This is a genomic window from Oceanicola granulosus HTCC2516, from assembly GCF_000153305.1.
Classification (GTDB): Bacteria; Pseudomonadota; Alphaproteobacteria; order Rhodobacterales; family Rhodobacteraceae; genus Oceanicola; species Oceanicola granulosus.
Genome location: NZ_CH724108.1, coordinates 452,267 through 477,071 on the forward strand (window position 1 = coordinate 452,267; position 24,805 = coordinate 477,071).

Here is a 24,805-nt window from a genome sequence, read left to right on the forward strand (position 1 = left end):
CGCGGGCCCCCTGCCCCGGTTCAGTCCCACCACGGCCCGTGCTGGCCCGCGCGCCCGTCGAGGCGCTCGAAGCCGTGGCGGCCGAAGAAGTCGCGCTGGCCCTGGATCAGATCGGTGGTGCCGCGCGCGGTGGACATGGTGTCGAGGAAGGCGAGCGCGCCCGAGAAGGCGGGCGCGGCGTGGCCGGCCAGGGCGGCGGCGGCGACGACCTTGCGCAGGGCCGGGGCGCTTTGTTGCAGCATCTGGGCGAAGGCGGGGGCGAAGATGAGCTGCCCTTCGGGGAGGTCGCCGCGGAAGGCGCCCGAGATGTCGTCGAGCAGCGAGGAGCGGATGATGCAGCCGGCGCGCCAGATCTCGGCGACGCGGGCGAAGTCGAGGCTCCAGCCGAACTCGTCGGACGCCGCGCGCAGGATGCGGAAGCCCTGCGCGTAGGCGACGATCCGGCCCGCGAGCAGCGCGGCCTCGAGCTCGGCGTCGGTGAGCTCGACCGCGCCGCGGGTGAAGCCGAGCAGCACGGCCCCGGCCTCGCGCGTCGGCTTCTCGGCGGACCACGAGCGCGCGGCGACGGCGGCCTCGATGGCGCTGGCGGACTGGCCCATGCGCAGCGCCTCGATCACCGTCCAGCGGCCGGTGCCCTTCTGGCCCGCGCGGTCGAGGATGTCGTCGAGTGCCGGGGCGCCGGTCTCGCGGTCGGTCGCGGCGAGCACCTCGGCGGTGATCTCGACGAGGTAGCTCTGCAGCCGTCCCTTGTTCCAGCCGGCGAAGACCTCGCCGATCCGGGCCGGGGCCATGCCGCGGCCGTAGCGCATCAGGCCGTAGGTCTCGGCGATCAGCTGCATGTCGGCGTATTCGATGCCGTTGTGCACGGTCTTGACGAAGTGGCCCGCGCCGTCCGGCCCGAGCCGCGCCGCACAGGGGTCGCCCTCGAACTTGGCCGCGATGGCCTCGATGACCTCGCGCAGGCCCTCCCAGACGGCCTCGGTGCCGCCGACCATGATCGAGGGCCCGCGCCGCGCGCCCTCCTCGCCGCCGGAAACGCCCATGCCGAGGAAGGCGAGGCCCTGGGCCTCGAGCTCCCGGGTGCGGCGCATGGTGTCGTTGAAGTCGGCGTTGCCGGCATCGACGATCACGTCGCCATGTTCGAGATGCGGCACCAGCTCGGCGATGGACTCGTCGACCGGGCGGCCGGCGGGCACCATCAGGATGATCGCGCGTGGCGCCTCCATCGCCTGCGCCATCGCCACGAGGCTCCTGGCCGGCGTCAGCTTCTCGGCGAGCGGCCCGGCCTCGGCGACGAAGTCGTCGACCACCTTGTCGGTGCGGTTGGAGACGTGCAGCGGATAGCCGTTGTCGAGGATATTCAGCGCCAGCGCACTGCCCATCGTGCCGAGCCCGTACAGGCCGAGCGTTGCGTTTGTCATCGGGGGTCCTCCTTCATGTCGCGCCAACCTAGTGCGGCGGCGGGCGGGCTGCCAGCGATCAGGTGCGCGTGAATGTCAGGTAATGCGGCACCCGGCCCTCGCGCAGGGCCTTCTGCTCGTAGCGCGTCGAGATCCAGTCGCCCCACGGGCGGCGCCAGTCGTCGGCGCGCTCGGCCTCCCAGGCGAAGCCGTGGCGGGGCACCTGCTCGAGCGCCTGGCGCACGTAGTCGGGGATGTCGGTGGCGACGCGGAACGTCGCGCCCGGGCGCAGCACGCGGGCGAGCGGGGCGAGGAACTCGGGCGTGACGAAGCGGCGGCGGTGGTGGCGCGTCTTCGGCCAGGGGTCGGGGTAGAGCAGGAAGGCGCGGGCGATCGAGGCGTCGGGGAGCACGTCGAACAGGTCGCGCACGTCGCCGGGATGGACCCGGAGGTTGTCCACGCCCGAGGCGCGGATCTTGCCCAGCAGCATCGCGACGCCGTTGATGTAGGGCTCGCAGCCGATCAGGCCGACATCCGGGTTGCCGGCCGCCTGGTGCACCATGTGCTCGCCGCCGCCGAAGCCGATCTCGAGCCACGTGTCGCGCCCGCCGAACAATGCGCCGAGGTCGAGCGGGGCGCGGTCGGGGTTGACGTCCCAGCCGACCGGACCGGGCGAGAGCTTCGCGAGGTCCTCGTCGAGGTAGGCCTCCTGCGACTTGCGCAGGCCCTTGCCCTTGGTGCGCCCGTAGAAATTGCGCCAGGGGGCGCCGCTCTTGTGCTGATCCGACATGGGAGCGCGCCCTACCCCGCCGCGCGCGCGCGATCAATGGGCAGACCGCCCCTCCGTAGGCCGGGCTTCAGCCCGGCCCGCGCCGGCTATCCCCGCCGCAGCCGGATCACCACGTCGACCTTCGCGATCTCCGCGCCCTCCGGCGCGTCGGGCAGGCGGGCGATCTCGAGCTGGTCGGCGGGTGCATCGGTGAGCTCGGCGGTGTCTTCCCAGTAGAAGTGCGGGTGGTCGGTAATGTTGGTGTCGAAGTAGCTCTTCGAGCCGTCCACCACGATCTCGCGCATCAGCCCGGCCTCGCAGAAGGCCTTCAGCGTGTTGTAGACCGTCGCCAGCGATACCTTCTCGTCGGCGCGCTGCGACGCCTCGAAGAGGCTCTCGGCGGTGACGTGGCGGTTGTGCCCGTCGCCCACCAGGAGCCCGGCCAGCGCGAGGCGCTGCCGCGTCGGGCGCAGGCCCGCGCCGGCCAGCCAGCTCTCGCTTCGTTCGGTCACTCGCTCCAAGGATACGTTCCAATCGTTGCGTCACCTCCTAGATAGGACAGAAGCCGCGCCCTTTTCAATGCGTCGCCCCGGCACCCTCGCGCGGAAAGTGCTGCCCTTGCCACGCTTTGCCTCCGGGTGATAAGGCGCAGTTTGAACCCATGCCCGTCCATCCCGGACCTACCGCGAGGAGCCGTGCCCGCATGGCCGACCATCCCACCTCTTTCGACAAGGACGACCTGCTGAAATGCGCGCGGGGCGAGCTGTTCGGGCCCGGCAACGCCCAGCTTCCCGAGCCGCCGATGCTGATGATGGACCGCATCACCGACATCAGCGGCGACGGCGGCGCGCACGGCAAGGGCCACGTCGTCGCCGAGTTCGACATCCACCCCGACCTGTGGTTCTTCGAGTGCCACTTCCCGGGCAACCCGATCATGCCCGGCTGCCTCGGACTCGACGGGCTCTGGCAGCTCACCGGCTTCAACCTCGGCTGGCGCGGCTGGCAGGGGCGCGGCTACGCGCTCGGCGTCGGCGAGGTCAAGCTGACCGGCATGGTGCGGCCCGACCGCAAGATGCTGACGTACTACGTCGATTTCACCAAGGCCGTACAGACCCGCCGGCTGACCATGGGCGTCGCCGACGGCCGGGTCGAGGCCGACGGCGAAGTCATCTACCAGGTCAAGGACATGAAGGTCGCGCTCTCCGAGAGCTGACCCGCAAGCAAGGGAGGCGCCATGCGCCGCGTCGTCGTAACAGGTCTCGGGGTCGTCTCGCCCATCGGCAACGATGCCGCCGAGGTCGAAGCCTCGCTCCGGGCCGGGAAGTCCGGCATCGAGGGTGTGCCCGAGATGGCCGAGCACGGCTTCCGCAGCCAGGTTGCGGGCACGCTCAAGATCGACGTCGCCGAGCACGTCGACAAGCGCGCCCTGCGCTTCATGGGCCCGGGCGCGGCCTATGCCCACATCGCCATGAGCCAGGCAATCGCCGATGCCGGCCTCGAGGAGAGCGACATCGTCAACCCGCGCTCGGGGCTGATCGCCGGCTCCGGCGGGCCCTCGACCTCGGCAATGTTCGCCGCCCACCAGACCGTGCTCGAGAAGGGCTCGCCCAAGCGCATCGGCCCCTTCGCGGTGCCCAAGTGCATGAGCTCGACGATCTCGGCCAACCTGTCGACGGCGTTCCGCATCAAGGGGATCAACTACTCGATCACCTCCGCCTGCTCGACCTCGCTGCACTGCATCGGCGCGGCCGCCGAGCAGATCGCCATGGGCAAGCAGGACCTGATGTTCGCCGGCGGCGCCGAAGAGCTCGACTGGACCCTGTCCTGCCTGTTCGACGCGATGGGCGCGATGAGCTCCAAGTTCAACGACACCCCCGAGAAGGCCAGCCGCGCCTTCGACGCCGACCGCGACGGCTTCGTCATCGCCGGCGGCGGCGGCATGGTGGTGCTCGAGGATTACGAGCGCGCCAAGGCGCGGGGCGCCAGGATTTACGCCGAGGTCACCGGCTTCGCCGCCACCTCCGACGGCCACGACATGGTCGCCCCCTCCGGCGAGGGCGGCGAGCGGGCGATGCGGCTGGCGCTCGAGACCCTGCCCGAGGACCGCAAGATCACCTACATCAACGCCCACGGCACCTCGACCCCGGTCGGCGACGTCGGCGAGGTCGAGGCGGTGCGCCGCGTGTTCGGCAAGGGCCAGACCCCGCCGATCAGCTCGACCAAGTCGATGACCGGCCACAGCCAGGGCGCCACCGGCGCGCAGGAGGCGATCTATTGCCTGCTGATGCTGCAGAACGACTTCATCGCCCCCTCGATCAACGTCGACAACCTCGACCCGGCGCTCGAGCCCGACGAGATCGCCAGTGCGCTGGTCGAGAACGCCCGGCACGACACGCTGATGACCAACAGCTTCGGCTTCGGCGGCACCAACGGCTCGATGCTGCTCTCCAGAATGAGGGATTGAGGCGATGATCTCGATGCAGGGCAAGCGCGGCCTGGTGATGGGCGTCGCCAACGAGCGCTCGATCGCCTGGGGCATCGCCCGCGCGCTCGACGCCGCCGGGGCCCAACTCGCCTTCACCTACCAGGGCGAGCAGCTCAAGAAGCGGGTCCAGCCCCTGGTCGCCGGGCTCGGCAAGGGCGAGCGGCTGTTCGAGGCCGACGTCACCGACGACGCCTCGATGGACGCCGCCTTCGCCGGCCTGAAGGAGACGTGGGGCTCGATCGACTTCCTGGTCCACGCCATCGCCTATTCCGACAAGGCCGAGATCTCGGGCCGCTTCTCCGACACGACGCGCGGCAACTTCCTGAACTCGCTCAACATCTCCTGCTACAGCTTCATCGACGTCGCCCGCCGCGCCGCCGAGATGATGCCCGAGGGCGGCACCATCCTGACCCTGACCTACCAGGGCAGCCAGAAGGTGATCCCGTTCTACAACGTGATGGGCGTCGCCAAGGCGGCCCTCGAGAGCGCCACCCGCTACCTCGCCAACGACCTCGGCCCCCAGGGCATCCGCGTCAACGCGCTCTCGCCCGGACCGATGCGCACCCTCGCGGGCGCGGCCGTCGGCGGCGCCCGCCGCACCTTCAAGCACACCGAGACCAACGCGCCGCTGCGCGCCAACGCCACGCTCGAGGCCGTCGGCGGCACCGCAGTATGGCTCTGCTCCGGCGCCGGCTGCTGCACCACCGGCGAGGTCGTCCACATCGACGGCGGCTACCACATCATCGGAATGCCGCAGCCCGAGGCGCTGCCCAAGCCCGAATAAGCGAAAAGCCGGCCCCTTCGAGACCGGCTCCTGCTTCATCTGGCCGCAAATATGCGCGGGGGAGTCGCCGCCCGTGGCGGCGACGGGGGCAGCCGCCCCCGGACGCGCCGGCCGTCCGCTCAGGCGGCCTTGATCTCGACGAGCTCGATGTCGAACGTCAGGTCCTTGCCCGCGAGCGGGTGGTTGGCGTCGAGCGTGATCTGCTCGTCCGTCACCTCGACCACCGTCACCGGGACGACCTGCCCCTGCGGCGTCTGCATCTGCAGCTGGGTGCCGGGCTCGGTGGGGATGTCGGCGGGCACCTGCTCGCGCGGGATCGCCTGGCGGGCGTTCGGGTCGGGGTCGCCGTAGGCCTGGGCGCTGGGCACCTCGACGACCTTCTTGTCGCCCACTTCCATGCCGGGCATGGCGGCGTCGAGGCCGGGGATGATCTGGCCGGAGCCCACCTGGAACTCGAGCGGGTCGCGGCCCGCGCTGGAATCGAACGTGTCGCCGTTGGTGAGCGTGCCGGTATAGTGGATGCGCACGGTGTCGCCGGTCTTGACCTGCGTCATGAGAAACTCCGCTGTCTGGGGAAAGGGTCTGTCGGATCGGGAGGCCGCCAGTCTCGACGGGTTCTCCGGTACAGGCGTCAAGGTAGGGGCGGCGGGCCGGGATTGCAAACCGCAGGGGCCGTTTGCGCCTTTCCCAGCCCCGCCCTGCGTGCCAATGTCGCGCCGGGAGCGCCTGACATGACCACCAAAGCCTGCATCTTCGACGCCTACGGCACGCTGTTCGACGTCACCGCCGCCGCACGCACCGCCGCCGAAGAGCCGGGCGGCGCGCGCCTCGCCGAGGCCTGGCCCGCCCTCGCCCGCGACTGGCGCGCCAAGCAGCTGAGCTACACCTGGCTGCGCGCCGTCGCCGGGCGCCACTGCGATTTCTGGCAGGTCACGCAGGACGCGCTCGACTGGGCGCTCGAGGCCGCCGGCATCGATGATCCCGAGCTGCGCGAGCGGCTGCTGGCGCTCTACTGGGAGCTCGACGCCTACCCCGAGGTGCCCGCGATGCTGGCGGGGCTGAAGCGGCGCGGGCTGGCGACGGGCATCCTGTCCAATGGCTCGCCCGAGATGCTCGAAGGCGCGATCGGTTCGGCGCAGATCGGCGAGTGGCTCGACGCGGTGCTCTCGGTCGAGGCGGTCGGCGTGTTCAAGCCGCACGCCTCCGTCTACGAGCTCGTCCCCGCCCGCTTCGGCTGCGCGCCCGGCGAGGTGCTGTTCGTCTCCTCCAACGGCTGGGACGCGGCGGGCGCGGCGGACTTCGGTTTCCGCACGCTCTGGGTGAACCGCACCGGAGAGCCCGTCGACCGCCTCTACGCCCGCCCCGACTACGTCGCGCCCGACCTCACTGGCCTGGACGCCCTGCTCTGATGGGGTCCTTCACCACGAGCGACGGCCTGCGCCTGCATTACGAGGACGAGGGCGACGGCCAGCCCGTCCTCTGCCTCGCCGGCCTGACCCGCAACGGCGCCGACTTCCGCTACCTCGCGCCGCACCTCGCGGACACCCGCCTGATCCGGCTCGACTATCGCGGCCGGGGCCAGTCGGAATGGGCGCAGGACTTCCACAGCTACAACATCCTGCGCGAGGGGCAGGACGCCATCGAGCTGCTCGACGTGCTCGGCCTTGATCGGGTGGCCCTGGTCGGCACCTCGCGCGGCGGGTTGGTCGCCATGGCGCTCGCCCGGAGCCACCCCGAGCGCCTCGCCGCCGTGGTACTCAACGACATCGGCCCCGTCATCGAGCCCGAGGGGCTGGCGCGGATCATGGACTATGTCGGCCGCCCGCCGCCCTGGCCCGACTACGAGGCCGCCGCCGACGCGCTGAGCGCCGAGATGGCGGCGGAGTTTCCCGGCGTGCCCCGCGCGCGCTGGCGCGAGCAGGCGGAGGCGATGTATCGCCAGACGAAGGACGGGCTCGCGCTGCGCTACGATCCGCGCCTGCGCGACGCGCTGCTCACCCAGTCGGGCGGGCCGCCGCCCGACCCGTGGAGCTTCGCCCACGGCCTCGCCGCGATCCCCACCGGCGTGATCCGCGGCGCGCGGTCCGACCTGCTCTCGGAGCGCACCATCGTCGAGATGCTGCACCGCTACCCCGGCACCCGCGCCGTCACCGTCCCCGACCGGGGCCACGTCCCGTTTCTCGACGAGCCCGAGGCCGTCGCCCTGATCCGCGCCATCCTGGAGACCGCATGAACATCGACCGCATCCGCGCCGCCGCCGACCGCCTCGCCGGCCACGCGCGGCAGACCCCGCTGCTGTCCTCGCCGTTCCTCGACGAGATCGCCGGGCGGCGCGTGCTGGTGAAGGCCGAGTGCCTGCAGCACACCGGCTCGTTCAAGTTCCGCGGCGGCTATGCCGCCCTGTCCGCCCTCTCCGAGGCGGCGCGGGCTCGCGGGGTGATGGCCTATTCGAGCGGCAACCACGCGCAGGGCGTCGCGCTCGCGGCGCGGATGCACGGCGCGGCGGCCACCATCCTGATGCCGTCGGACGCGCCGCAGTTGAAGCTCGACAACACCCGCGCCCTCGGCGCCGAGGTCGTCACCTACGACCGCGCCAGCGAGGACCGCGACGCGCTCGGCGCCGCGCTCGCCGAGGAGCGCGGCCTGACGCTGGTGCGCCCCTACGACGAGCCCGAGGTCATCGCGGGCCAGGGCACGCTCGGCCTCGAGCTGGCCCGGCAGGCCGCCAAGGCGGGGGTGGAGACGGGCGACGTGCTGGTCTGCTGCGGCGGCGGCGGGCTGACGTCGGGCGTCGCGCTGGCGCTCGAGGCGGAGGCGCCCGGCCTTCGGGTGCGCCCGGTCGAGCCGGAGGGCTTCGACGACGTCACCCGCTCGCTCGCCGACCACGCCATCGCGCGCAACGCCGCCACCGCCGGCTCGATCTGCGACGCCATCGTCACCCCGAGCCCCGGCGAGCTGACCTTCCCGATCATGGATCGCCTCTGCGGCCCCGGCCTCGTCGTCAGCGACGAGGAGGCGCTGCGCGCGGTGGCGCGGGCCTTCCAGCGGCTGAAGATCGTCGTCGAGCCGGGCGGCGCCGTCGCCCTCGCGGCGGCGCTGTTCCGCCCCGAGGCGGTGCAGGGCGACGCGGTGATCGTCGTCTGCACCGGCGGCAATGTCGACGCCGCCCTCTTCGCCCGCGCCCTCGAGACGCTCTGATCTGCGGAAAACCATCCTGATCGGCGCGGACGGCCTTGCCGGCATGCGGGATTGCACGCTCGCATCCAGCCGTTGACAAGTGCCCCGACGTGATGTTTTGTCGCAGCCTCAGGGAGGAGGGTCAGCCTGCTCCGGACGCCCATCCGGGGCGGAGGAGCGCTGGCCATGACGGTTCGGGCCGCGCCGAGGCGCGAGGGCCCGGACCGTTCACCACCAGACCGGGAGACCTCCATGGCCGAGCACCGCATCCAGCACGGGGAGGCGACGCTCTTCGCCCGCACCGACGGCGTCGACGACCCGACCGCCCCCACGATCCTGTTCGCCAACTCCCTGGGCACCGACCTGTCGATCTGGGACGACGTGCTCCCGCGCCTGCCCGACAGCCTGCGCATCGTGCGCTTCGACAAGCGCGGCCACGGCCGCTCCTCCGTGCCGCCCGCGCCCTACGCGATGGGCAAGCTGATCTCTGACGCCGAGGCGGTCTGCGATGCGCTCGAGGTGCGCGACGCCGTCGTCGTCGGCCTGTCCATCGGCGGCATCATCGCCCAGGGGCTCGCGGTCAAGCGGCACGACATCGTCCGCGCGATCGTGCTCTCCAACACCGCCGCCAAGATCGGCACCCGCGCCACGTGGGACGAGCGCATCGCCACCGTCCGGACGCAGGGGCTCGACGGGCTGGTCGACGCGGTGATGGAGCGCTGGTTCTCCCGCCCCTTCCGCGAGAGCCCCGAGATCGAACGCTGGCGCGCGCTGTTCCTGTCGACGCCGCCCGAGGGCTACATCGGCTGCTGCGCCGCCATCTCGCACACCGACTTCTACACGCCCACCGCCGCGCTGCGCCTGCCCACGCTCGGCATCGCCGGCAGCGAGGACGGCGCCACGCCGCCCGACCTCGTGCGCGAGACCACGGACCTCGTCCCCGGCTCGAAGTTCGAGCTGATGCGCGGCGTCGGCCACATTCCCTGCGTCGAGCAGCCCGAGGCCTACGCCCGCCTCCTCACCCGCTTCCTGACCGACATCGCCCACCCGTAGGGTGCGCATTCATTGCGCACCCACCGGCTCCGTAGGGTGCGCATTCATCGCGCACCCCCACGCCCCGATCAACCGTCAGACAACGCCGCGTCGCACCGCGCACAGGTGCCCGGATGCCTGTGGTTGCCCACGTCCGGCAGGATCTTCCAGCACCGCTGGCACTTCTCGCCATCGGCTTTTTCGAAGACCACGCCCACGCCGGACACCTCCGGCAGGCGGAACGCCTCGGCCGGGGCGGGATCGGTGGTGAGGTAGACGCCGGAGGTGATGCAGATGTCGTCGAAGGCCACGGACCGCAGCGCCTCGAGCGTCTCCGCGCTTTCCACGTGCACCACCGGCGCGGCCTCGAGCGAGGCGCCGATGGTCTTGTCGGCGCGCTGCACCTCGAGCGCCGCCGTCACCGCGCGACGCACCCGGCGCACCTCGGACCACTTCGCCGCCAGCGCCTCGTCGCGCCAGTCGGCCGGGGTGTTCGGGGATGTCGACGAGGTGCACGGAGCTCTCCTCGCCCGGGTACCGCTCGAGCCAGACCTCCTCCATCGTGAAGACGAGCACCGGCGCGAGCCAGGTCGTCAGGCGGTGGAACAGCAGGTCGAGCACGGTGCGCGCGGCACGGCGGCGGGCGGTGTCGCCGTCGCAGTAGAGCGCGTCCTTCCGGATGTCGAAGTAGAAGGCCGACAGTTCCAGCGTGCAGAAGTTGAACAGCCGCTGCACGACGCCCTGGAAGTCGAACGAGGCGTAGCCCGCGCGCACCTCCGCGTCGAGCTCGCTCAGCCGGTGCAGCACCCAGCGCTCGAGCTCGGGCATGTCCTCGGGCGCGGTGCGGTCGCTCTCCTCGAAGTGCGCCAGCGCGCCGAGCAGGAAGCGCATCGTGTTGCGCAGGCGGCGGTAGCTGTCGGCGACCCCCTTCAGGATCTCGGGCCCGATGCGCTGATCGGCGGTGTAGTCGACCTGCGCCACCCAGAGCCGCAGGATATCGGCCCCGTACTGCTTGATGACGTCGTCGGGCGCCACGGTGTTGCCGAGGCTCTTGGACATCTTGTTGCCCTTGGCGTCGAGCGTGAAGCCGGCGGTGACGACGTTGCGGTAGGGCGCACGCCCGATGGTGCCGCAGGCCTGCAGCAGCGACGAGTGGAACCAGCCGCGATGCTGGTCGGTGCCCTCGAGGTAGACGTCGGCGATGCCGTCCTCGGTGCCGTCGTCGCGGTCGCGCAGCACGAAGGCATGGGTCGAGCCGGAATCGAACCAGACGTCGAGGATGTCGAACACCTGCCGATACTCGGCCGGGTCGACGACGCCCTCGAGGAACCGCTCCTTGGCTCCCTCGGCATACCACGCGTCCGCGCCCTCGGACTCGAAGGCCTCGAGCACCCGCTGGTTGACCTTTTCCGACCGCAACAGGAAATCCGGCGCGTCGGGACGGGTGTTTTCCTTCACGAAACACGTCAGCGGCACGCCCCAGGCCCGCTGGCGCGAGAGCACCCAGTCGGGCCGGGCCTCGATCATCGAGTAGAGCCGGTTGCGCCCCGAGCGCGGCGTCCACTCGACCCTGTCGATGGCCGTCAGCGCGCGCTCGCGGATGGTCCTGCCCAGCGCGTCCTGCCCGTCGCCCACCTCGCGGTCGATGGCGGCGAACCATTGCGGCGTGTTGCGGTAGATCAGCGGCGCCTTGGAGCGCCACGAGTGCGGGTAGGAATGCTTGATCTTGCCCCGCGCCAGCAGGCCGCCCGCGGCGACGAGCGCGTCGATGACCGCCTTGTTGGCGTCGCCCTCCTTGCCGTTCGGCTTGAGGATGCGCTTGCCGCCGAAGAGCGGCAGGTCGGCGCGGAAGGCGCCGTCCTCGTCGACGTTGTAGGTGATGACCTCGCTCAGCATGCCGAGATCGCGGTAGAGCTCGAACTCGTCCATCCCGTGGCTCGGCGCGCAGTGGACGAAGCCCGTGCCGTCCTCGTCCGACACGAACGGCGCGGCGCGGAAGTCGCGCGGCGCGTCCCACTCGCCCTCGCCGCCCTCGATTCCGGCCAGCGGGTGCGCCAGCGACAGCCCGGCCAGCTCCTCGGCGGTGACGTCGCGGACGCGGGTATACTGCCCCTCCTCGAGCCGCGCGCGGGCGAACATGTCGCCCGCCAGCTTGTCGGCCACGAGGAAGCGCTCGCCGACGCTCGCCCAGCATTCCTCGGGCGTGTCCGTCACCTCGTAGAGCCCGTAGGCGATGTCGGCGCCGAAGACGACGGCCTTGTTCGACGGGATCGTCCAGGGCGTCGTGGTCCAGATCACCACGCGCGCGTCCCTGAGGTCGCCTTCGGTCAGCACCGGGAATTTCACCCAGATCGTGAAGCTCTCCTTGTCGTGGTACTCGACCTCCGCCTCGGCCAGCGCCGTCTTCTCGATGGGCGACCACATGACGGGCTTGGAGCCCTGGTAGAGCGTCCCGTTCATCAGGAACTTCATGAACTCGCCCGCGATCACCCGCTCGGCGTGGAAGTCCATCGTCAGGTAGGGCATGTCCCAGCAGCCCGTGACGCCCAGCCGCTTGAACTCCTCGCGCTGCACGTCGACCCAGCCGGCGGCGAAGTCGCGGCATTCCTGCCGGAACTCGAGCACCGGCACCTCGTCCTTGTCCTGCCCCTTCTGGCGGTACTTCTCCTCGATCTTCCACTCGATCGGCAGGCCGTGGCAATCCCAGCCGGGGATGTAGCGCGCGTCGCGGCCCATCATCTGGTGCGAGCGCACGACCATGTCCTTGAGCACCTTGTTCAGCGCGTGGCCGATATGGAGGTGGCCGTTGGCGTAGGGGGGGCCGTCGTGGAGCGTGAAGGGCGTGCGGCCCTCCTTTTCGCGCAGCCGCTCGTAGACGCCGATGCGCTCCCAGCGGGCGAGCCAGTCGGGCTCGCGCTTGGGCAGGCCGGCGCGCATCGGGAAGTCGGTGCGGGGGAGGTTGAGGGTGTCCTTGTAGTCGGGCTCGGTGACGGTCTCGGCGCACATGGGGCGAGGCTCCTTCAGGGGATCTCGGGCATAACGGGATTGGGGAGTAGAGTGCGGCGGCAGCAAGCGCAACGCCTTGGCCGGCGGGTCTGGGGCTCAGACCGCCGGGGTGCTAATTCGAATGCGCAGCGCACGGAACATGGCCGCGGACGTACCGCCGCGCCGACGCGGGGTCAATGGGCGCGCGGTCGGGGGCGGTGGCTGGAGGGTCAGTCGCGCTGCCCGAACAGGCCCGTCAGCGCCCGCCGCACCAGCGCCGTCACCGACGGGCGCGCCACCGCGTGAAACGGCAGCGGCCGGCAGACCTCCATCGCCGCCACCCCCACCCGCGCGGTCAGCGCGCCGTTGACCACGCCCTCGCCGAAGCGGCGCGAGACCTTCGCCAGCAGCCCGCCCCCGGCGATCGAGTTGATGAGGTCGTCGCCCACCGCCACCGCGCCGGTGGCCACGAGGTGGGTGAAGACCGTCCGCGTCAGCCGCCACGAGCTGAGCCCGCCCGAGCGCCCGCCGTAGACCTCGGCGATCCGCCTTATCATCCGCAGGTTCGACGTCAGCGCCGCGACGACATCGGCCAGTGCCAGCGGCACCACCGCCGTCACCGTCGCCACCTGCCGCGCCGCCGCCTCGACCTCGCGCATCGCCCGCGCATCGAGCGGCGCGAGCAGCTCCGCCTCCGCCAGCCCGAGCAGCCCGTCGGCGTCGAGCAGGTCGTCGCGCCGCTCGCGCAGGGCGGCCCGGCCCCACTCGGTGTCGGCGCGGTGGGCGTAGAGGGCGGTCAGCTGGTCGACCACCTTGCGCGCCATGGCGAGATCGCGCGCCGCGATGGCCTCGGCGGCGTCGCGGTGGATGTCGTCGAGCCGCTTCAGCCGGTGGAACGCCGCAAGCTCGCGCACCGCCAGCGCCAGCGCCACCAGCACGAACGCCCCGATCAGCGCCGCCGCGATCCACCCCAGCAGCGGCGCGCCTGCGAGCAGGTTCGCGACGAACCCCCAGGCCGCGACCGAGAGGACGAGCCCGAGGATGCCCAGCAGCAGCGACCAGAACCACTTCACCAGCGGCGAGCGCGGGCGGGCGGCGAAGGTCGCGGCCTGCACCATCGCCGCGCCCTGCGGCAGGCCGGTGTCGTCGGGCACCGGCGCGGCATCGGCCGGCGACGGCGCGAACCCGCTGTCCCCGAGGTCGATCAGGACGGGTCCATCCCGGCGCTCAGGCATCAAAGCCGCCGTCTGGTTCGAAATGTGCAAGAACCGCGCAGATGCAGGCCGCAGTTTGCCGCCCGAGATCGCGAATGTGCATCCCGCTCATAGCCGATCCCCCAGCAGGAACTGCGCCGCCCGGTCGAGGCGGATGTGCGGCGGCCCTTCGCCCGACCGCAGCTCGAGCGGTGCCGGCGCGAAACGCATGATCCCGTAATCGGCATCGAGCCAGCGCTCCGAGCCGTCCCGCGCCGGCGCCAGCAGCCGGTTCGGATCGCGCGGCAGCTGCCCCGGGTAGAACGCGGCTTGCTTGCCGCTGTCCGCCAGCCGCCCGCGCACCACGTCGAGCGTCCGCCCCTCGTGCTCGACCCGATCCTCGACCGTGGTACGCAGCGCCGCGATGGCCATCGCGCCCGTCTTCGCGCCGGCGAAGTCGGCCCGGTCGCGCGCGTCGCGCAGCAGCGCCTCGGCGATTGCGGTGAGCTCGTCGTGCTGGCTGTGGTGCAGGTGGTCGGCCTTGGTCGCCGCGAACAGGATCCGCTCGACACGGCGCCCCTGGAACAGGCGCGTCAGGAACGAATTGCGACCGGGCTGGAACGCCGACAGGATGTCGGCCAGCGCGCGGCGCATGTCCTCGACGGCGCGTGGCCCGGCGTGAATGGCGCCCAGCACGTCGACCAGCACGACCTGACGGTCGATGCGGGAAAAATGCTCCGAGAAAAACGGTTTGATAACGTTTCGCTTGTACGAGTCGTACCGTCGCTCGAACTCGCGCCAGAGAGACCGCCGCGGCACGGTCTCGGGGCGGGCGAGCGGCGCGAACGTCAGAACGGGAGATCCTTCGAGATCCCCGGGCAGGAGGAACCGCCCCGGGGTGCAGTCCGACCAGCCGTTGCGCCGCGCGGTCTGCAGATAATCGGCATAGGCATCGGCAAGCCCGCGCGCCGCGGTCTCGTCCAGCTCGCCCGCGGCCTCGGTCGCGGCGGCACGGGCGAGGTAGGCCCGCGCCTCGTCCCGCCCCTCGATCCGCGCCAGCGTCTCGCGCGACCAGGTGGCGTAGTCGCGCTCGAGCAGGCCGAGATCGAGCAGCCACTCGCCAGGGTAGTCGACGATGTCGAGATGCACCGTGCGCGGCCGCTGCAGCCCGGCCAGCAGCCCCGACGGCTGAACCTGCAGCGACAGGCGCAGCTCCGAGATCCGCCGCGTCCCCTCGGGCCAGTGCGGCGCCGGCGAGGTCAGCGCGGCCAGGTGATCCTCGTATTCGAAGCGGGGGATGGTGTCGTCGGGCTGGGGCTGCAGGTAGGCCGAGCGGATCGCGCCGCTCTGCGCGGCGACGAGCTGCGGCATCCGCCCCCGGTTCATCAGGTTCGCGACGAGCGACGTGATGAACACGGTCTTGCCCGCCCGGCTGAGCCCGGTCACGCCGAGCCGGATCACCGGATCGGAGAACGGCGCGGTCGCCATGTCGGCGACCGTCTCGACCCCGCGCGTGATGCCGTCCGCGATGGCGGTGATGACCACGCCCTGCCCTTTCTCTCTTGCCTGCCCGCAAGATAGGCCGGCCCGGCGCGGATGTGTAGGGGACCGCCGCCTCCCCCCGGGACGCCTTGCGCTCGCGACAACCAGAGGACACGCCTCCACCGACCGCTGCCACCCTCGCACAGCGCCGGAGCTGCGCGCGCCGCCCCCTCCTCTGTCCTGCAAATATCCACCTCCCGCCTCATCCGCCTTCCGCACCGCCGCGAGCAGGGCACGCCCGCCTCCGCTTGCCTGCCCCCGCCGCATCCGCTACCGCCCCGCCATGCCCCGCTACGCGCTCAAGGTGGAATACGACGGCGGCCCCTACGCGGGCTGGCAGCGCCAGGACGGGCCGGCGACGGTGCAGGGCGCGATCGAGGCCGCGCTCGCCAGGCTCGAGCCGGGCCCGCACACCATCGCCGCGGCTGGGCGGACGGATGCGGGGGTGCACGGGCTCGGGCAGGTGGCGCAGGCCGATCTCGCCAAGGCGTGGGAGCCGTTCCGCCTCGCCGAGGCGCTGAACTACCACCTCAAGCCCGCGCCCATCGCCATCGTCGCCTGCGCCCGCGTCGCCGACGACTGGCACGCCCGCTTCTCGGCCAACGAGCGGCGCTACCTGTTCCGCCTCGTGGCGCGCCGGGCGCCGTTGCCGTTCGAGCGCGGGCAGGTCTGGAAGGTCAACCAGCCGCTCGACGCCGCCGCGATGCAGGCCGGGGCCGATCTGCTGGTCGGGCACCACGATTTCACCACCTTCCGCTCGTCGATCTGCCAGGCCGACAGCCCCGTGAAGACGCTCGACGAGCTTACCGTCGAGACCGTGACCCGCCCCGACGGCTACCCCGAATACCGCTTCCACGTCCGCGCCCGCTCGTTCCTGCACAACCAGGTCCGCAGCTTCGTCGGCACGCTCGAGCGCGTCGGCGCCGGCGCCTGGCCGCCGGAGCGGGTGGGCGAGGCGCTCGCGGCGCGCGAGCGGAAGGCCTGCGGGCCGGTGGCGCCGCCGCAGGGGCTCTACCTCGCCGCGGTCAAATATCCGTCAGATCCCTTCGCCGACTGACCTGCCAAGGCACCTTTGCCGCCACAAGCCGCTTTCTCCGCCTGCTGCCCTCCGTTATTGTCCGGCAACAGCCGGCGCGGCGACCGGCGGGTGACATGGCAGGCCGGGGGGCGATCGAGTGCGGCAATGGAAGGTCCTGACGGGTGCGGCGATGGCCGCGGCGCTCTGCGCGCTGGCGAGCCCGGCGCTCGCGGTGCGGGTCTCGCTCGATGCCGGGGCGGCCTCGGAAGAGCTCGACGACCAGCTGCGCGACGCCTCGCTGCTGATCACGCTCGATGACGAGGACACGCCGACCGCGCAGGATTTCGTCGCCTCGGCGCGTGCCGACTACCGCCGCCTGCTGACCGCGCTCTACGCCAACGGCTACTACGGCGGCGCGGTCTCGATCCTGATCGACGGGCGCGAGGCGGCGTCGATCGCGCCGCTCGGCGCGCCCGCCAGCATCGAGCGGATCCGCATCCTCGTCGATCCCGGCCCCCGCTTCACCTTCGGGCGCACCGCGATCACCCCGCTCGCGCCGGGAACCGAGCTGCCCGAGGGCTTCCGCCCCGGCGAACGGGCGCGCTCGACGATCGTGCGCACCGCCGTCGGCGCCGCCATCGAGGGCTGGCGCCAGCAGGGCAACGCCAAGGCCGAGGTGGCGAGCGAAGACATCACCGCCCGCCACCCCGCCCAGCAGCTCGACGTCGACGTCGGAATCGCGCCGGGGCCGGTGCTGACCTTCGGTAACCTGATCGTCACCGGCAACGAGCGGGTGCGCACCGAGCGCATCGTCGCCATCGCCGGCCTGCCCACCGGCACCCGCTACGACCCCGACGAGATCGAGACCGCGACCGCCCGGCTGCGCCGCACCGGGGCGTTCTCGGCGGTGGCGCTCGAGGAGGCCGACGCGATCGGGCCGGGCAACACGCTGCCCATCGAGGCGACCATCGTCGAGGACGAGCCGCGTCGGATCGGGTTCGGGATCGAGGTCAGCTCGGTCGAGGGGCTGACGCTGTCGGGGTTCTGGCTGCACCGCAACCTGCTCGGCGGCGCCGAGCGCTTCCGCATCGAGGGCGAGATCAACGGCATCGCGACCGACACCGAGGAGATCGACTACGAGCTCGACCTCTCGTTCGACCGCCCCGCCACCTTCGGCCCCGACACCGCGCTGTTCGCCAACCTGCGGCTCGAGCGGGTGCAGGACCCGGAGATCGACCTGACCGGCGCGGAGGGAGACATCGGCCTGTCGCGCATCGTCACCGAGGACCTCACCGTCACCGGCGCGCTCGGCTTCCGCGCCGCCGAGGTGCGCACCGATCTCGGCACCAACCAGTACCTGCTGCTCACCCTGCCCGTCACCGCCGAGCTCGACCGGCGCGACGACCCGCTCGATGCCAAGTCTGGCTACTACATCGACACCGAGCTGACGCCGTTCATCGGCCTCGACAGCGCCGAGAGCGGCGCGCGGCTGTTCGCCGACGCGCGCGCCTACCGCAGCTTCGGCACCGACGACCGCTTCACCGTCGCCGGGCGCCTGCAGCTCGGCTCCGTCGTCGGCCCTGAAGGCCCCGACGCGCCGGCCGACTTCCTGTTCTACTCGGGCGGCGGCGGCACGGTGCGCGGCCAGCCGTTCCAGTCGCTCGGGGTCGAGGTCGGCGACGCGACCATCGGCGGCACCTCGTTCCTCGGCGCGCAGCTCGAGGGCCGGGTGCGGGTGCGCGACAGGATCTCGGCCGTGGGCTTCTACGATTACGGGCAGGTCGGCGACGATCCCTACCCCACCGCCGACGACCCGTCGCACGCGGGCGCCGGCATCGGCGTGCGCTACGACACCGGCATCGGCCCGATCCGGCTCGACGTCGCGACCCCGGTCAGCGGCGACGACGCCTTCGAGGCCGTACAGCTCTACATCGGAATCGGACAGGCGTTTTGAGACATCTTCTCGCGTTCTTCATCCTCGTCGCCCTCGCCCTGCCGGCGGCGGCGCAGCAGCAGCAGGACGGGGAGGACGATGTCGGCTACCTCACGCGGGTGCTGCAGAACCAGCTATCGGACGTCAGCCGCGAGGTGCGCATCCGCGGCTTCGACGGAGCGCTCAGCAGCCGCGCGACGATCGAGTCGCTGACCATCGCCGACGTCGCCGGCGTCTGGCTCGAGGCCGAGGACCTGGTGCTCGACTGGAACCGCTCGGCGCTGCTGCGCCGGCGGGTCGACGTCGAGACCCTGGCGGCCGGGCGCATCGCGATCCTGCGCCCGCCCGTCCCCGACCCGGACCTCGACCTGCCGCCGCCCGAGGCGAGCGCCTTCAGCCTGCCCGACCTGCCCGTCTCCATCGAGGTCGACGATTTCTCCATCGACCGCATCGAGCTGGGCGAGGAATTCATCGGCGAGCCGGTGGCCGTGGAGGTCGCCGGACAGGCATCGCTGATCGACGGGGAGGGCACCGCCGACATCCGCGCCGAGCGCATCGACGGCGGCGAGGGCCGCTTCGTCATCACCGGCGCGTTCTCGAACGAAAGCCGCGTGCTGGTGCTCGACCTGCTGCTCGAGGAGGGCCCCGGCGGCATCGCCGCGACCGCGCTCGACCTGCCCGGCGAGCCGTCGGTGCGGCTGACGATCGACGGCACCGGCCCGATCGACGACTACAACGCCGAGCTGAGCCTCGCCACCGACGGCGTGGAGCGGCTCGACGGCAGCTTCGAGCTCGCCACCCTGCGCGAGGCGGAGCCCGAGGTGGAGGGCGAGCTGCCCCCCGCCACCCGCGTCTTCTCGGTCGATTTCGGCGGCGACGTCACCAGCCTGCTCGCGCCCGACTACCGCGACTTCTTCGGCCCCGACGTGCGCCTCGTGACGAGCGGCCGGCTGCGCCCCGACGGCTCGCTGTCGCTGCCCGAGCTGGCGATCAGCGCCGAGTCGGTGCAGATCGAGGGCAGCCTCGAGCTCGGCGCCGATGGCTGGCCCGAGCGGTTCGCGCTCGAGGGCAACCTCGAGGGCGACGGCGAGCGGCTGCTGCTGCCCTTGCCGGGCCCGCGCACCTACGTGGACGGCGGCCAGATCTACCTCGCCTACGATGCCGCCGAAGGCGAGGAATGGGGCGGCTTTGCGCTGCTGAACAACTACCAGCGCCCCGGCCTGCGCCTGCCCGCTGTGTCGCTGTTCGGCGAGGGCACCATCGCCAAGACCAGCGAGAACGCGCTCGGCGAGGCGACGGTCTCCCTCACCTATTCCACCACCGGCATGGAGATCGCCGATCCCGCGCTGGCGCAGGCGCTCGGCACCGACATCACCGGCGCCGCCGACCTGACGCTCGACGAGAACGCGCCGGTGCGGCTGGAGCGCTTCACCATCGACGGCGACGGCCTGTCGCTCGTCGCCGACGCCACCGTGCGCACCCAGTCGGCCTTCGAGACCGACTTCGCCGCGAGCGCCGAGGTGGACGACTTCGCCCGCTTCTCGCGCCTCACCGGCACGGACCTCACCGGCACCGGGCAGCTCGAGGTCTCGGGCACCGTCCTGCCGCTCGGCGGCGGCTTCGACATCGACCTCTCCGCCGTCACCACCGGCCTCGCGCTCGGCAACGACGTCGTCGACCCGCTGCTCGCCGGCGAGGGCACCGTGCTGCTCGAGGCGACGCGCGACGAGACCGGCACCCGTGTCGAGCGGCTCGAGATCGCCACCGACGCGCTCGATGTCACCGGCTCGGCCACGATCACCAGCACCGTCGCCAGCGTCCGGCTCGACGCCGACATCGCCGACATGTCAATCTTGTCCGACGACCTCGTCGGCCCCGGCAACCTGACCGGCACGCTCAACCGCGACGCCGCCGAGGTCACCACCTTCGACCTCGCCCTCACCACGCCGGCCGCCGAGCTGGAGTTCGTCGGCACCGCCGCCTCGCCCGCCGACGGCTACGCCACCGAGCTGGCGCTGAAGGGCGAGGTGCAGGATCTCGCCCCGTTCTCCGAACTCGTCGGGCGCGACCTCGCCGGTGCGGCGCGGCTCGACGTGACGGGCCGGTTGCGGCCCGAGCAGCGGTTCTTCGACTTCGACGTCTCCGCCGTCACCGACGACCTCGCGCTCGACATCGAGCGGCTCGACCCGCTGCTCGCCGGCCAGGGCACCCTGTTCGCCTCCGTCGCGCGCGACGAGGCCGGGCTGGTCGTCGACGCGTTCCGGCTGACCACCGACGAGGTCACCGCCGAGGCCGAGGCGGTCTGGGGGCCGGGCCAGCGCACCGCCGACCTGACGGCCGAGATCCGCGATGTCGGGCTGGTGCTCGACGACGTCTCCGGCCCCGCCACCGTCGAGGGCCGCGCCGAGCAGGACGGCGAGGGCAACGTCGCCCTCGACCTCACCGCCACCGCGCCCGAGACCTCGCTCACCGTCGACGCCGTCGTCGGCCCGCCCGAGGGCGGCTACGTCACCACCGGCACCGTCACCGCCGACGTCGCCTCGCTCGCGCCCTTCGCGCCGCTGATCGGGCGCGACATCGCGGGCGCCGCCGAGCTGCGCGTCACCGGCAGCGTGGAGCCGGAGAGCCAGTTCTTCGACATCGAGCTGAGTGCCGCCACCGAGGACCTCGCCGTCGGCATCCCGCGGCTCGATCCGCTCATCGGCGGCTCCGGGCGGCTCGTCATCGATGCCACCCGCAGCGCCGAGGGCATCGACGTGGACGCGTTCGAGCTGACCACCGCCGAGATCACCGCCTCGGGCGAGGCGATGTTCGGCGACGACGTCCGCAGCGCGCGCATCGACGCCGAGCTGCGCGACGTGGCGCTGGTGCTCGACGGCCTCTCCGGCCCGGCCACCCTGCGCGGCACCGCCGAGCAGGACGGCGCGGGCAACGTCGCGCTCGACCTCGTCGCGAGCGCCCCGGCCGCCGTCGTCAAGCTCGACGCCACCGTCGCGCCGCCCGAGGAAGGCTACGTCACCACCGGCACGCTCGAGGCCGACATCGCCTCGCTCGCCGCCTTCTCGTCGCTCGCGGGCCGCGAGCTGGCGGGGGCGGTGACGCTGGACGTGTCGGGCACCGTCGCGCCTCAGACGCAGTTCTTCGACATCGCGCTCTCGGGGCGCAGCCGCAACCTCGTCGTCGGCATCGAGCAGCTCGACCCGCTGATCGCGGGCGACGGCCGGATCGTGCTCGACGCCGCGCGCGACGCCGACGGCATCGACGTCGCCCGCTTCGAGCTGGAGACGGACGAGCTGGTCGCCGAGGGCGAGGGCAGCGTCGGCGAGGCGGGCCGCTCGGCGCGCATCGACGCGCGGCTGCGCGACGTGGCCGTGGTGCTCGACGGGCTCTCTGGGCCGGCGACGCTCACCGGCACCGCCGAGCAGGACGCCGCCGGCGACATCCGCGTCGACATGACCGCCACCGCCCCCGCCGCACGGGCCAGCATCGACGCGCTCGTCGAGCCCTCGCAGGGCTACCGCGCCACCGGCACCGTCTCCGCCGACATCGCCTCGCTCGCGCCGTTCGCGCCGCTCGCCGGGCGGCCGCTCGCGGGGGCCGTGGTGCTCGACGCGTCGGGCTCGGTCTCGCCGCTGCGCCGCTTCTTCGACGTGGAGCTGACCGCGGCGACCCAGGACCTCGCCGTCGGCATCGCCCAGCTCGACCCGCTGATCGCGGGCACCGGACGCCTCACCCTCGACGCCGCCCGCGACGCCGGCGGCATCCAGGTCGACGCCTTCGAGCTGACCACCGGGCAGATCACCGCGTCGGGCGAGGCGACGATCACCGACGAGCGCCGCACCGCGCGCATCGACGCCCGGCTCAACGAGACCGGCACCGTGCTCGCCGGCGTCTCCGGCCCCGCGACCCTGACCGGCACCGCCAGCCAGGGCGCGGGCGGCACCGTCACCGTCGACCTGACCGCGACCGCGCCGTCGCTCTCGGCCGACCTCGACGCGACCGTCGCGCCGCCCGAGGAGAATTACCGCGTCACCGGCACCCTAGCCGCGACCGTCGGCTCGCTGGCGCCCTACCGGACGCTCGTGGGCCAGCCCGTCTCGGGCTCGGTACGGCTCGACGCCTCCGGCAGCCTCGACCCGATCGAGGGCAGCTTCGATCTCGCGCTCGACGCCGCCACGACCGACCTCGGCATCGGCAACCCGGAGATCGACCAGCTGCTGCGCGGTCCCGGCACCGTGAGCGCGCAGGTCTCGCGCGACCGGCCCGGACAGCTGCGGGTGGAGAGCGCGCGCGTGGACTTCCCCAACCTCTCGGCCTCCGGCAGGCTCACCGGCGAGGACGGCTCGGGCACCGCCAGCTTCGATGCCCGGCTCGCCGACATCGGCATCTTCGCGCCCGACTTCTCCGGTCCCGTGACCGCCACGGGCACCGCCAGCCGCAGTGGCGGCGGCGCGTGGACCGTCGATGCCGACATCACCGGCCCCGGCGGCGTCAGCGCCGCCATCGACGGACAGGTGACCGAGAGCCTCGACCTCGGCCTGACGGTGACCGGCTCGGTGCCGCTGGGCCTCGCCAACGCCTACATCGACCCGCGCCGCGTCTCGGGGGTGGGGCAGTTCGACCTGCGCATCGACGCCCCGCCCGCGCTTGGCTCCGTCTCGGGGACGGTGCGCGTCGTCGACGCCCGCCTCGCGGTGCCGAGCCTGACGCGGGCCCTGGAGAACATCAACGGCACCGTCGCGCTGGACGGCACCAGCGCCCGGCTCGACCTCGCCGCGCGGCTGGACGACGGCGGCGGCCTGACCCTCACCGGCCCCGTCGCGCTCGCCGCGCCCTATCCGGCGGAGCTCGCGCTGGTCCTCGATGGCATCGTGCTGCGCGACCCGGAGCTCTACGAGACGACGGCCGACGGGCGCATCACCGTCACCGGCCCGCTGGCGGGCGGCGCGCTGATCGCGGGGACGTTCGACCTCGGCCGCACCGAGATCCGCGTGCCCTCCTCGTCGGTCGGGGCACTCGGCGACCTTCCCGAGGTGCGCCACGTCGCACCGCCGGCGGATGTCGTCAGAACGCTCGAGCGGGCGCGCCTGTCGGTGTCCGGCGGCGAGGCCGGGGAGAGCGGCGATGGCGACGGCGCGGGCGGGGCCGCCTACCCGCTCGACGTGCTGATCCGCGCCCCCGCGCGCATCTTCGTGCGCGGCCGGGGGCTGGACGCCGAGCTCGGCGGCCAGCTGAGGATCGAGGGCACCACCGAGGACATCATCCCGATCGGCCGGTTCGACCTGCTGCGCGGGCGGCTCGACATCCTGCAGCAGCGCTTCGACCTGACCGAGGGCTACGCGCAGCTCCAGGGCGATTTCGTCCCCTACCTGCGCCTCGTGGCCGAGACGGAGACCCGCGACGGCACCGACGTGCGCATCATCGTCGAGGGGCCGGCGACGGAGCCCGACGTCACCTTCGCCTCGTCGCCCGAACTGCCGCAGGACGAGGTGCTGGCGCGGCTGATCTTCGGCCGCGACCTGGCTTCGATCACGCCGCTGCAGGCGATCCAGCTCGCCTCCGCCGTCGGCACCCTCGCCGGGCGCGGCGGCGGCGGGATCATCGGCGGCCTGCGCGACGGGCTCGGTCTCGACGATTTCGACGTCACCACCGACGAGGAAGGCACCGCCGCCGTCCGCGCCGGCGCCTATCTCAGCGAGAACGTCTACACCGACGTCACGGTCAACGCCGAGGGCGAGACGCAGATCGACCTCAACCTCGACCTGACCGACGACATCACCGCCAAGGGCTCCGTCGGCAGCGACGGCGAGACCTCGCTCGGCATCTTCTTCGAGCGCGACTACTGACGCCCCGGCCCGACGGTTCTGCACCGTCGGGCCCGAGCTGCGGGCCGGTCAGCCACGCTGCAGGAACAGGGTGCCGCCGCGCGAAAGGTGCGCAGTCCAGCCGGCGGCGTGGCCGGCGATGACGGCCCGCAAGCCGGCCATGTTCGAGCGCTCGTCCGCGATCAGCAGCCAGCCCCCCGCATCGACATGGTCGAGCAGCCGCGCCAGCACCGCGTGGCGCGCCGGCGGCGGCATCATGTGCAGGGTCCGGTCGATCAGGACGACGTCGAACAGCCCCTCCGGCGCGTAGTCCGCCAGATCGGCGACATCGCCCACGACCGGCAGCGCCTCCGCCTGCGCCGCCGCCAGCAGATCGCGGATGCCGTTGGGCGCGATATCGACCCCGACGACGCTGTGCCCGCGTCGGGCGATGAACAGAGCGTCGCGCCCCTGCCCGCAGCCGACATCCAGAACCCGTGCCCCCCGCCGCTCGAAGCGGTCGAAGAAGTCGACGAAGACCGGGCTCGGTGCACCGAGGGCGTCGGGGCTCTCGCCGTAGAGCTTGTCGTAATCGAAGGCCATGCACCCAGCCTACAGGGCGCGCCGCCGCCTTGGCCAAGTGAAACATCGCGTGAACGGCAAGCGCCCCCGCAGTTTCCTGC

17 protein-coding genes and 1 pseudogene are annotated in these 24,805 nt (G+C 72.3%); 10 read left to right on the forward strand and 8 right to left on the reverse strand.

Annotation, left to right across the window (positions count from 1 at the left end):
- Window positions 1-20 precede the first annotated feature (20 nt).
- The 3 genes from gndA to irr all read right to left on the reverse strand — a co-directional run bounded on the left by gndA (window position 21) and on the right by irr (window position 2,681).
- Window positions 21-1,421 carry an NADP-dependent phosphogluconate dehydrogenase gene (gndA, locus tag OG2516_RS14370; RefSeq protein WP_007256433.1) on the reverse strand — a complete coding sequence of 467 codons (1,401 nt, stop codon included), beginning with the start codon at window positions 1,419-1,421 and terminating at the stop codon, window positions 21-23.
- Between the two features lie 58 nt (window positions 1,422-1,479).
- Window positions 1,480-2,190 (reverse strand): tRNA (guanine(46)-N(7))-methyltransferase TrmB, encoded by a 711-nt coding sequence (gene trmB / locus OG2516_RS14375; protein ID WP_007256434.1) that lies wholly within the window; start codon window positions 2,188-2,190, stop codon window positions 1,480-1,482.
- Between the two features lie 86 nt (window positions 2,191-2,276).
- Window positions 2,277-2,681, reverse strand: coding sequence for a Fur family transcriptional regulator Irr (gene irr / locus OG2516_RS14380; RefSeq protein ID WP_007256435.1), 405 nt, complete (start codon window positions 2,679-2,681; stop codon window positions 2,277-2,279).
- A gap of 191 nt (window positions 2,682-2,872) precedes the next feature.
- Here irr and fabA point away from each other — a divergent pair, with 191 nt between their 5' ends.
- Genes fabA through OG2516_RS14395 form a run of 3 tightly spaced genes read left to right on the forward strand, consistent with a single transcriptional unit; the run spans window position 2,873 to window position 5,438 of the window.
- Window positions 2,873-3,382 (forward strand): bifunctional 3-hydroxydecanoyl-ACP dehydratase/trans-2-decenoyl-ACP isomerase, encoded by a 510-nt coding sequence (fabA, locus tag OG2516_RS14385; protein ID WP_007256436.1) that lies wholly within the window; start codon window positions 2,873-2,875, stop codon window positions 3,380-3,382.
- A 21-nt stretch (window positions 3,383-3,403) separates the two neighbouring features.
- The gene (gene fabB, locus OG2516_RS14390; protein ID WP_007256437.1) at window positions 3,404-4,633 is read left to right on the forward strand and encodes a beta-ketoacyl-ACP synthase I; all 1,230 of its coding nucleotides are present in this window, start codon (window positions 3,404-3,406) and stop codon (window positions 4,631-4,633) included.
- Between the two features lie 4 nt (window positions 4,634-4,637).
- The gene (locus OG2516_RS14395; protein WP_007256438.1) at window positions 4,638-5,438 is read left to right on the forward strand and encodes an enoyl-ACP reductase FabI; all 801 of its coding nucleotides are present in this window, start codon (window positions 4,638-4,640) and stop codon (window positions 5,436-5,438) included.
- 119 nt (window positions 5,439-5,557) lie between these two features.
- Here OG2516_RS14395 and OG2516_RS14400 read toward each other — a convergent pair whose 3' ends face one another.
- Window positions 5,558-5,992: an FKBP-type peptidyl-prolyl cis-trans isomerase gene (locus tag OG2516_RS14400; protein ID WP_007256439.1), complete on the reverse strand. Its 435-nt coding sequence runs from the start codon at window positions 5,990-5,992 to the stop codon at window positions 5,558-5,560.
- A 177-nt stretch (window positions 5,993-6,169) separates the two neighbouring features.
- On the opposite strand from OG2516_RS14400, the gene OG2516_RS14405 reads away from it, so the two are divergent.
- The 4 genes from OG2516_RS14405 to pcaD all read left to right on the forward strand — a co-directional run bounded on the left by OG2516_RS14405 (window position 6,170) and on the right by pcaD (window position 9,668).
- The gene (locus OG2516_RS14405) at window positions 6,170-6,847 is read left to right on the forward strand and encodes a haloacid dehalogenase type II (RefSeq protein ID WP_007256440.1); all 678 of its coding nucleotides are present in this window, start codon (window positions 6,170-6,172) and stop codon (window positions 6,845-6,847) included.
- The gene (locus tag OG2516_RS14410) at window positions 6,847-7,671 is read left to right on the forward strand and encodes an alpha/beta fold hydrolase (RefSeq protein WP_007256441.1); all 825 of its coding nucleotides are present in this window, start codon (window positions 6,847-6,849) and stop codon (window positions 7,669-7,671) included. The genes OG2516_RS14405 and OG2516_RS14410 overlap by 1 nt, the downstream gene beginning before the upstream one ends.
- Window positions 7,668-8,636 (forward strand): threonine ammonia-lyase, encoded by a 969-nt coding sequence (locus tag OG2516_RS14415; protein WP_007256442.1) that lies wholly within the window; start codon window positions 7,668-7,670, stop codon window positions 8,634-8,636. Before OG2516_RS14410 ends, OG2516_RS14415 begins: the two co-directional genes overlap by 4 nt.
- A gap of 231 nt (window positions 8,637-8,867) precedes the next feature.
- The gene (gene pcaD, locus OG2516_RS14420; RefSeq protein ID WP_007256443.1) at window positions 8,868-9,668 is read left to right on the forward strand and encodes a 3-oxoadipate enol-lactonase; all 801 of its coding nucleotides are present in this window, start codon (window positions 8,868-8,870) and stop codon (window positions 9,666-9,668) included.
- A gap of 68 nt (window positions 9,669-9,736) precedes the next feature.
- Here pcaD and ileS read toward each other — a convergent pair.
- The 3 genes and pseudogenes from ileS to OG2516_RS14435 all read right to left on the reverse strand — a co-directional run bounded on the left by ileS (window position 9,737) and on the right by OG2516_RS14435 (window position 15,370).
- Window positions 9,737-12,653, reverse strand: a pseudogene (ileS, locus tag OG2516_RS14425) (isoleucine--tRNA ligase).
- A gap of 209 nt (window positions 12,654-12,862) precedes the next feature.
- Window positions 12,863-13,867 (reverse strand): YcjF family protein, encoded by a 1,005-nt coding sequence (locus tag OG2516_RS14430; protein ID WP_040615889.1) that lies wholly within the window; start codon window positions 13,865-13,867, stop codon window positions 12,863-12,865.
- Between the two features lie 87 nt (window positions 13,868-13,954).
- A complete protein-coding gene (locus OG2516_RS14435; RefSeq protein ID WP_007256447.1) occupies window positions 13,955-15,370 on the reverse strand; it encodes a YcjX family GTP-binding protein in 1,416 nt (471 codons plus the stop codon).
- Window positions 15,371-15,650: 280 nt separating this feature from the next.
- Here OG2516_RS14435 and truA point away from each other — a divergent pair, with 280 nt between their 5' ends.
- The 3 genes from truA to OG2516_RS19100 all read left to right on the forward strand — a co-directional run bounded on the left by truA (window position 15,651) and on the right by OG2516_RS19100 (window position 24,164).
- A complete protein-coding gene (truA, locus tag OG2516_RS14440) occupies window positions 15,651-16,424 on the forward strand; it encodes a tRNA pseudouridine(38-40) synthase TruA (protein WP_007256448.1) in 774 nt (257 codons plus the stop codon).
- A 118-nt stretch (window positions 16,425-16,542) separates the two neighbouring features.
- Window positions 16,543-18,339: an autotransporter assembly complex protein TamA gene (locus OG2516_RS14445; RefSeq protein WP_245544325.1), complete on the forward strand. Its 1,797-nt coding sequence runs from the start codon at window positions 16,543-16,545 to the stop codon at window positions 18,337-18,339.
- The gene (locus OG2516_RS19100) at window positions 18,336-24,164 is read left to right on the forward strand and encodes a translocation/assembly module TamB domain-containing protein (RefSeq protein ID WP_007256450.1); all 5,829 of its coding nucleotides are present in this window, start codon (window positions 18,336-18,338) and stop codon (window positions 24,162-24,164) included. Before OG2516_RS14445 ends, OG2516_RS19100 begins: the two co-directional genes overlap by 4 nt.
- 48 nt (window positions 24,165-24,212) lie before the next feature.
- Here OG2516_RS19100 and OG2516_RS19105 read toward each other — a convergent pair whose 3' ends face one another.
- Window positions 24,213-24,725, reverse strand: coding sequence for a class I SAM-dependent methyltransferase (locus OG2516_RS19105; RefSeq protein WP_007256451.1), 513 nt, complete (start codon window positions 24,723-24,725; stop codon window positions 24,213-24,215).
- Between the last annotated feature and the right edge of the window lie 80 nt (window positions 24,726-24,805).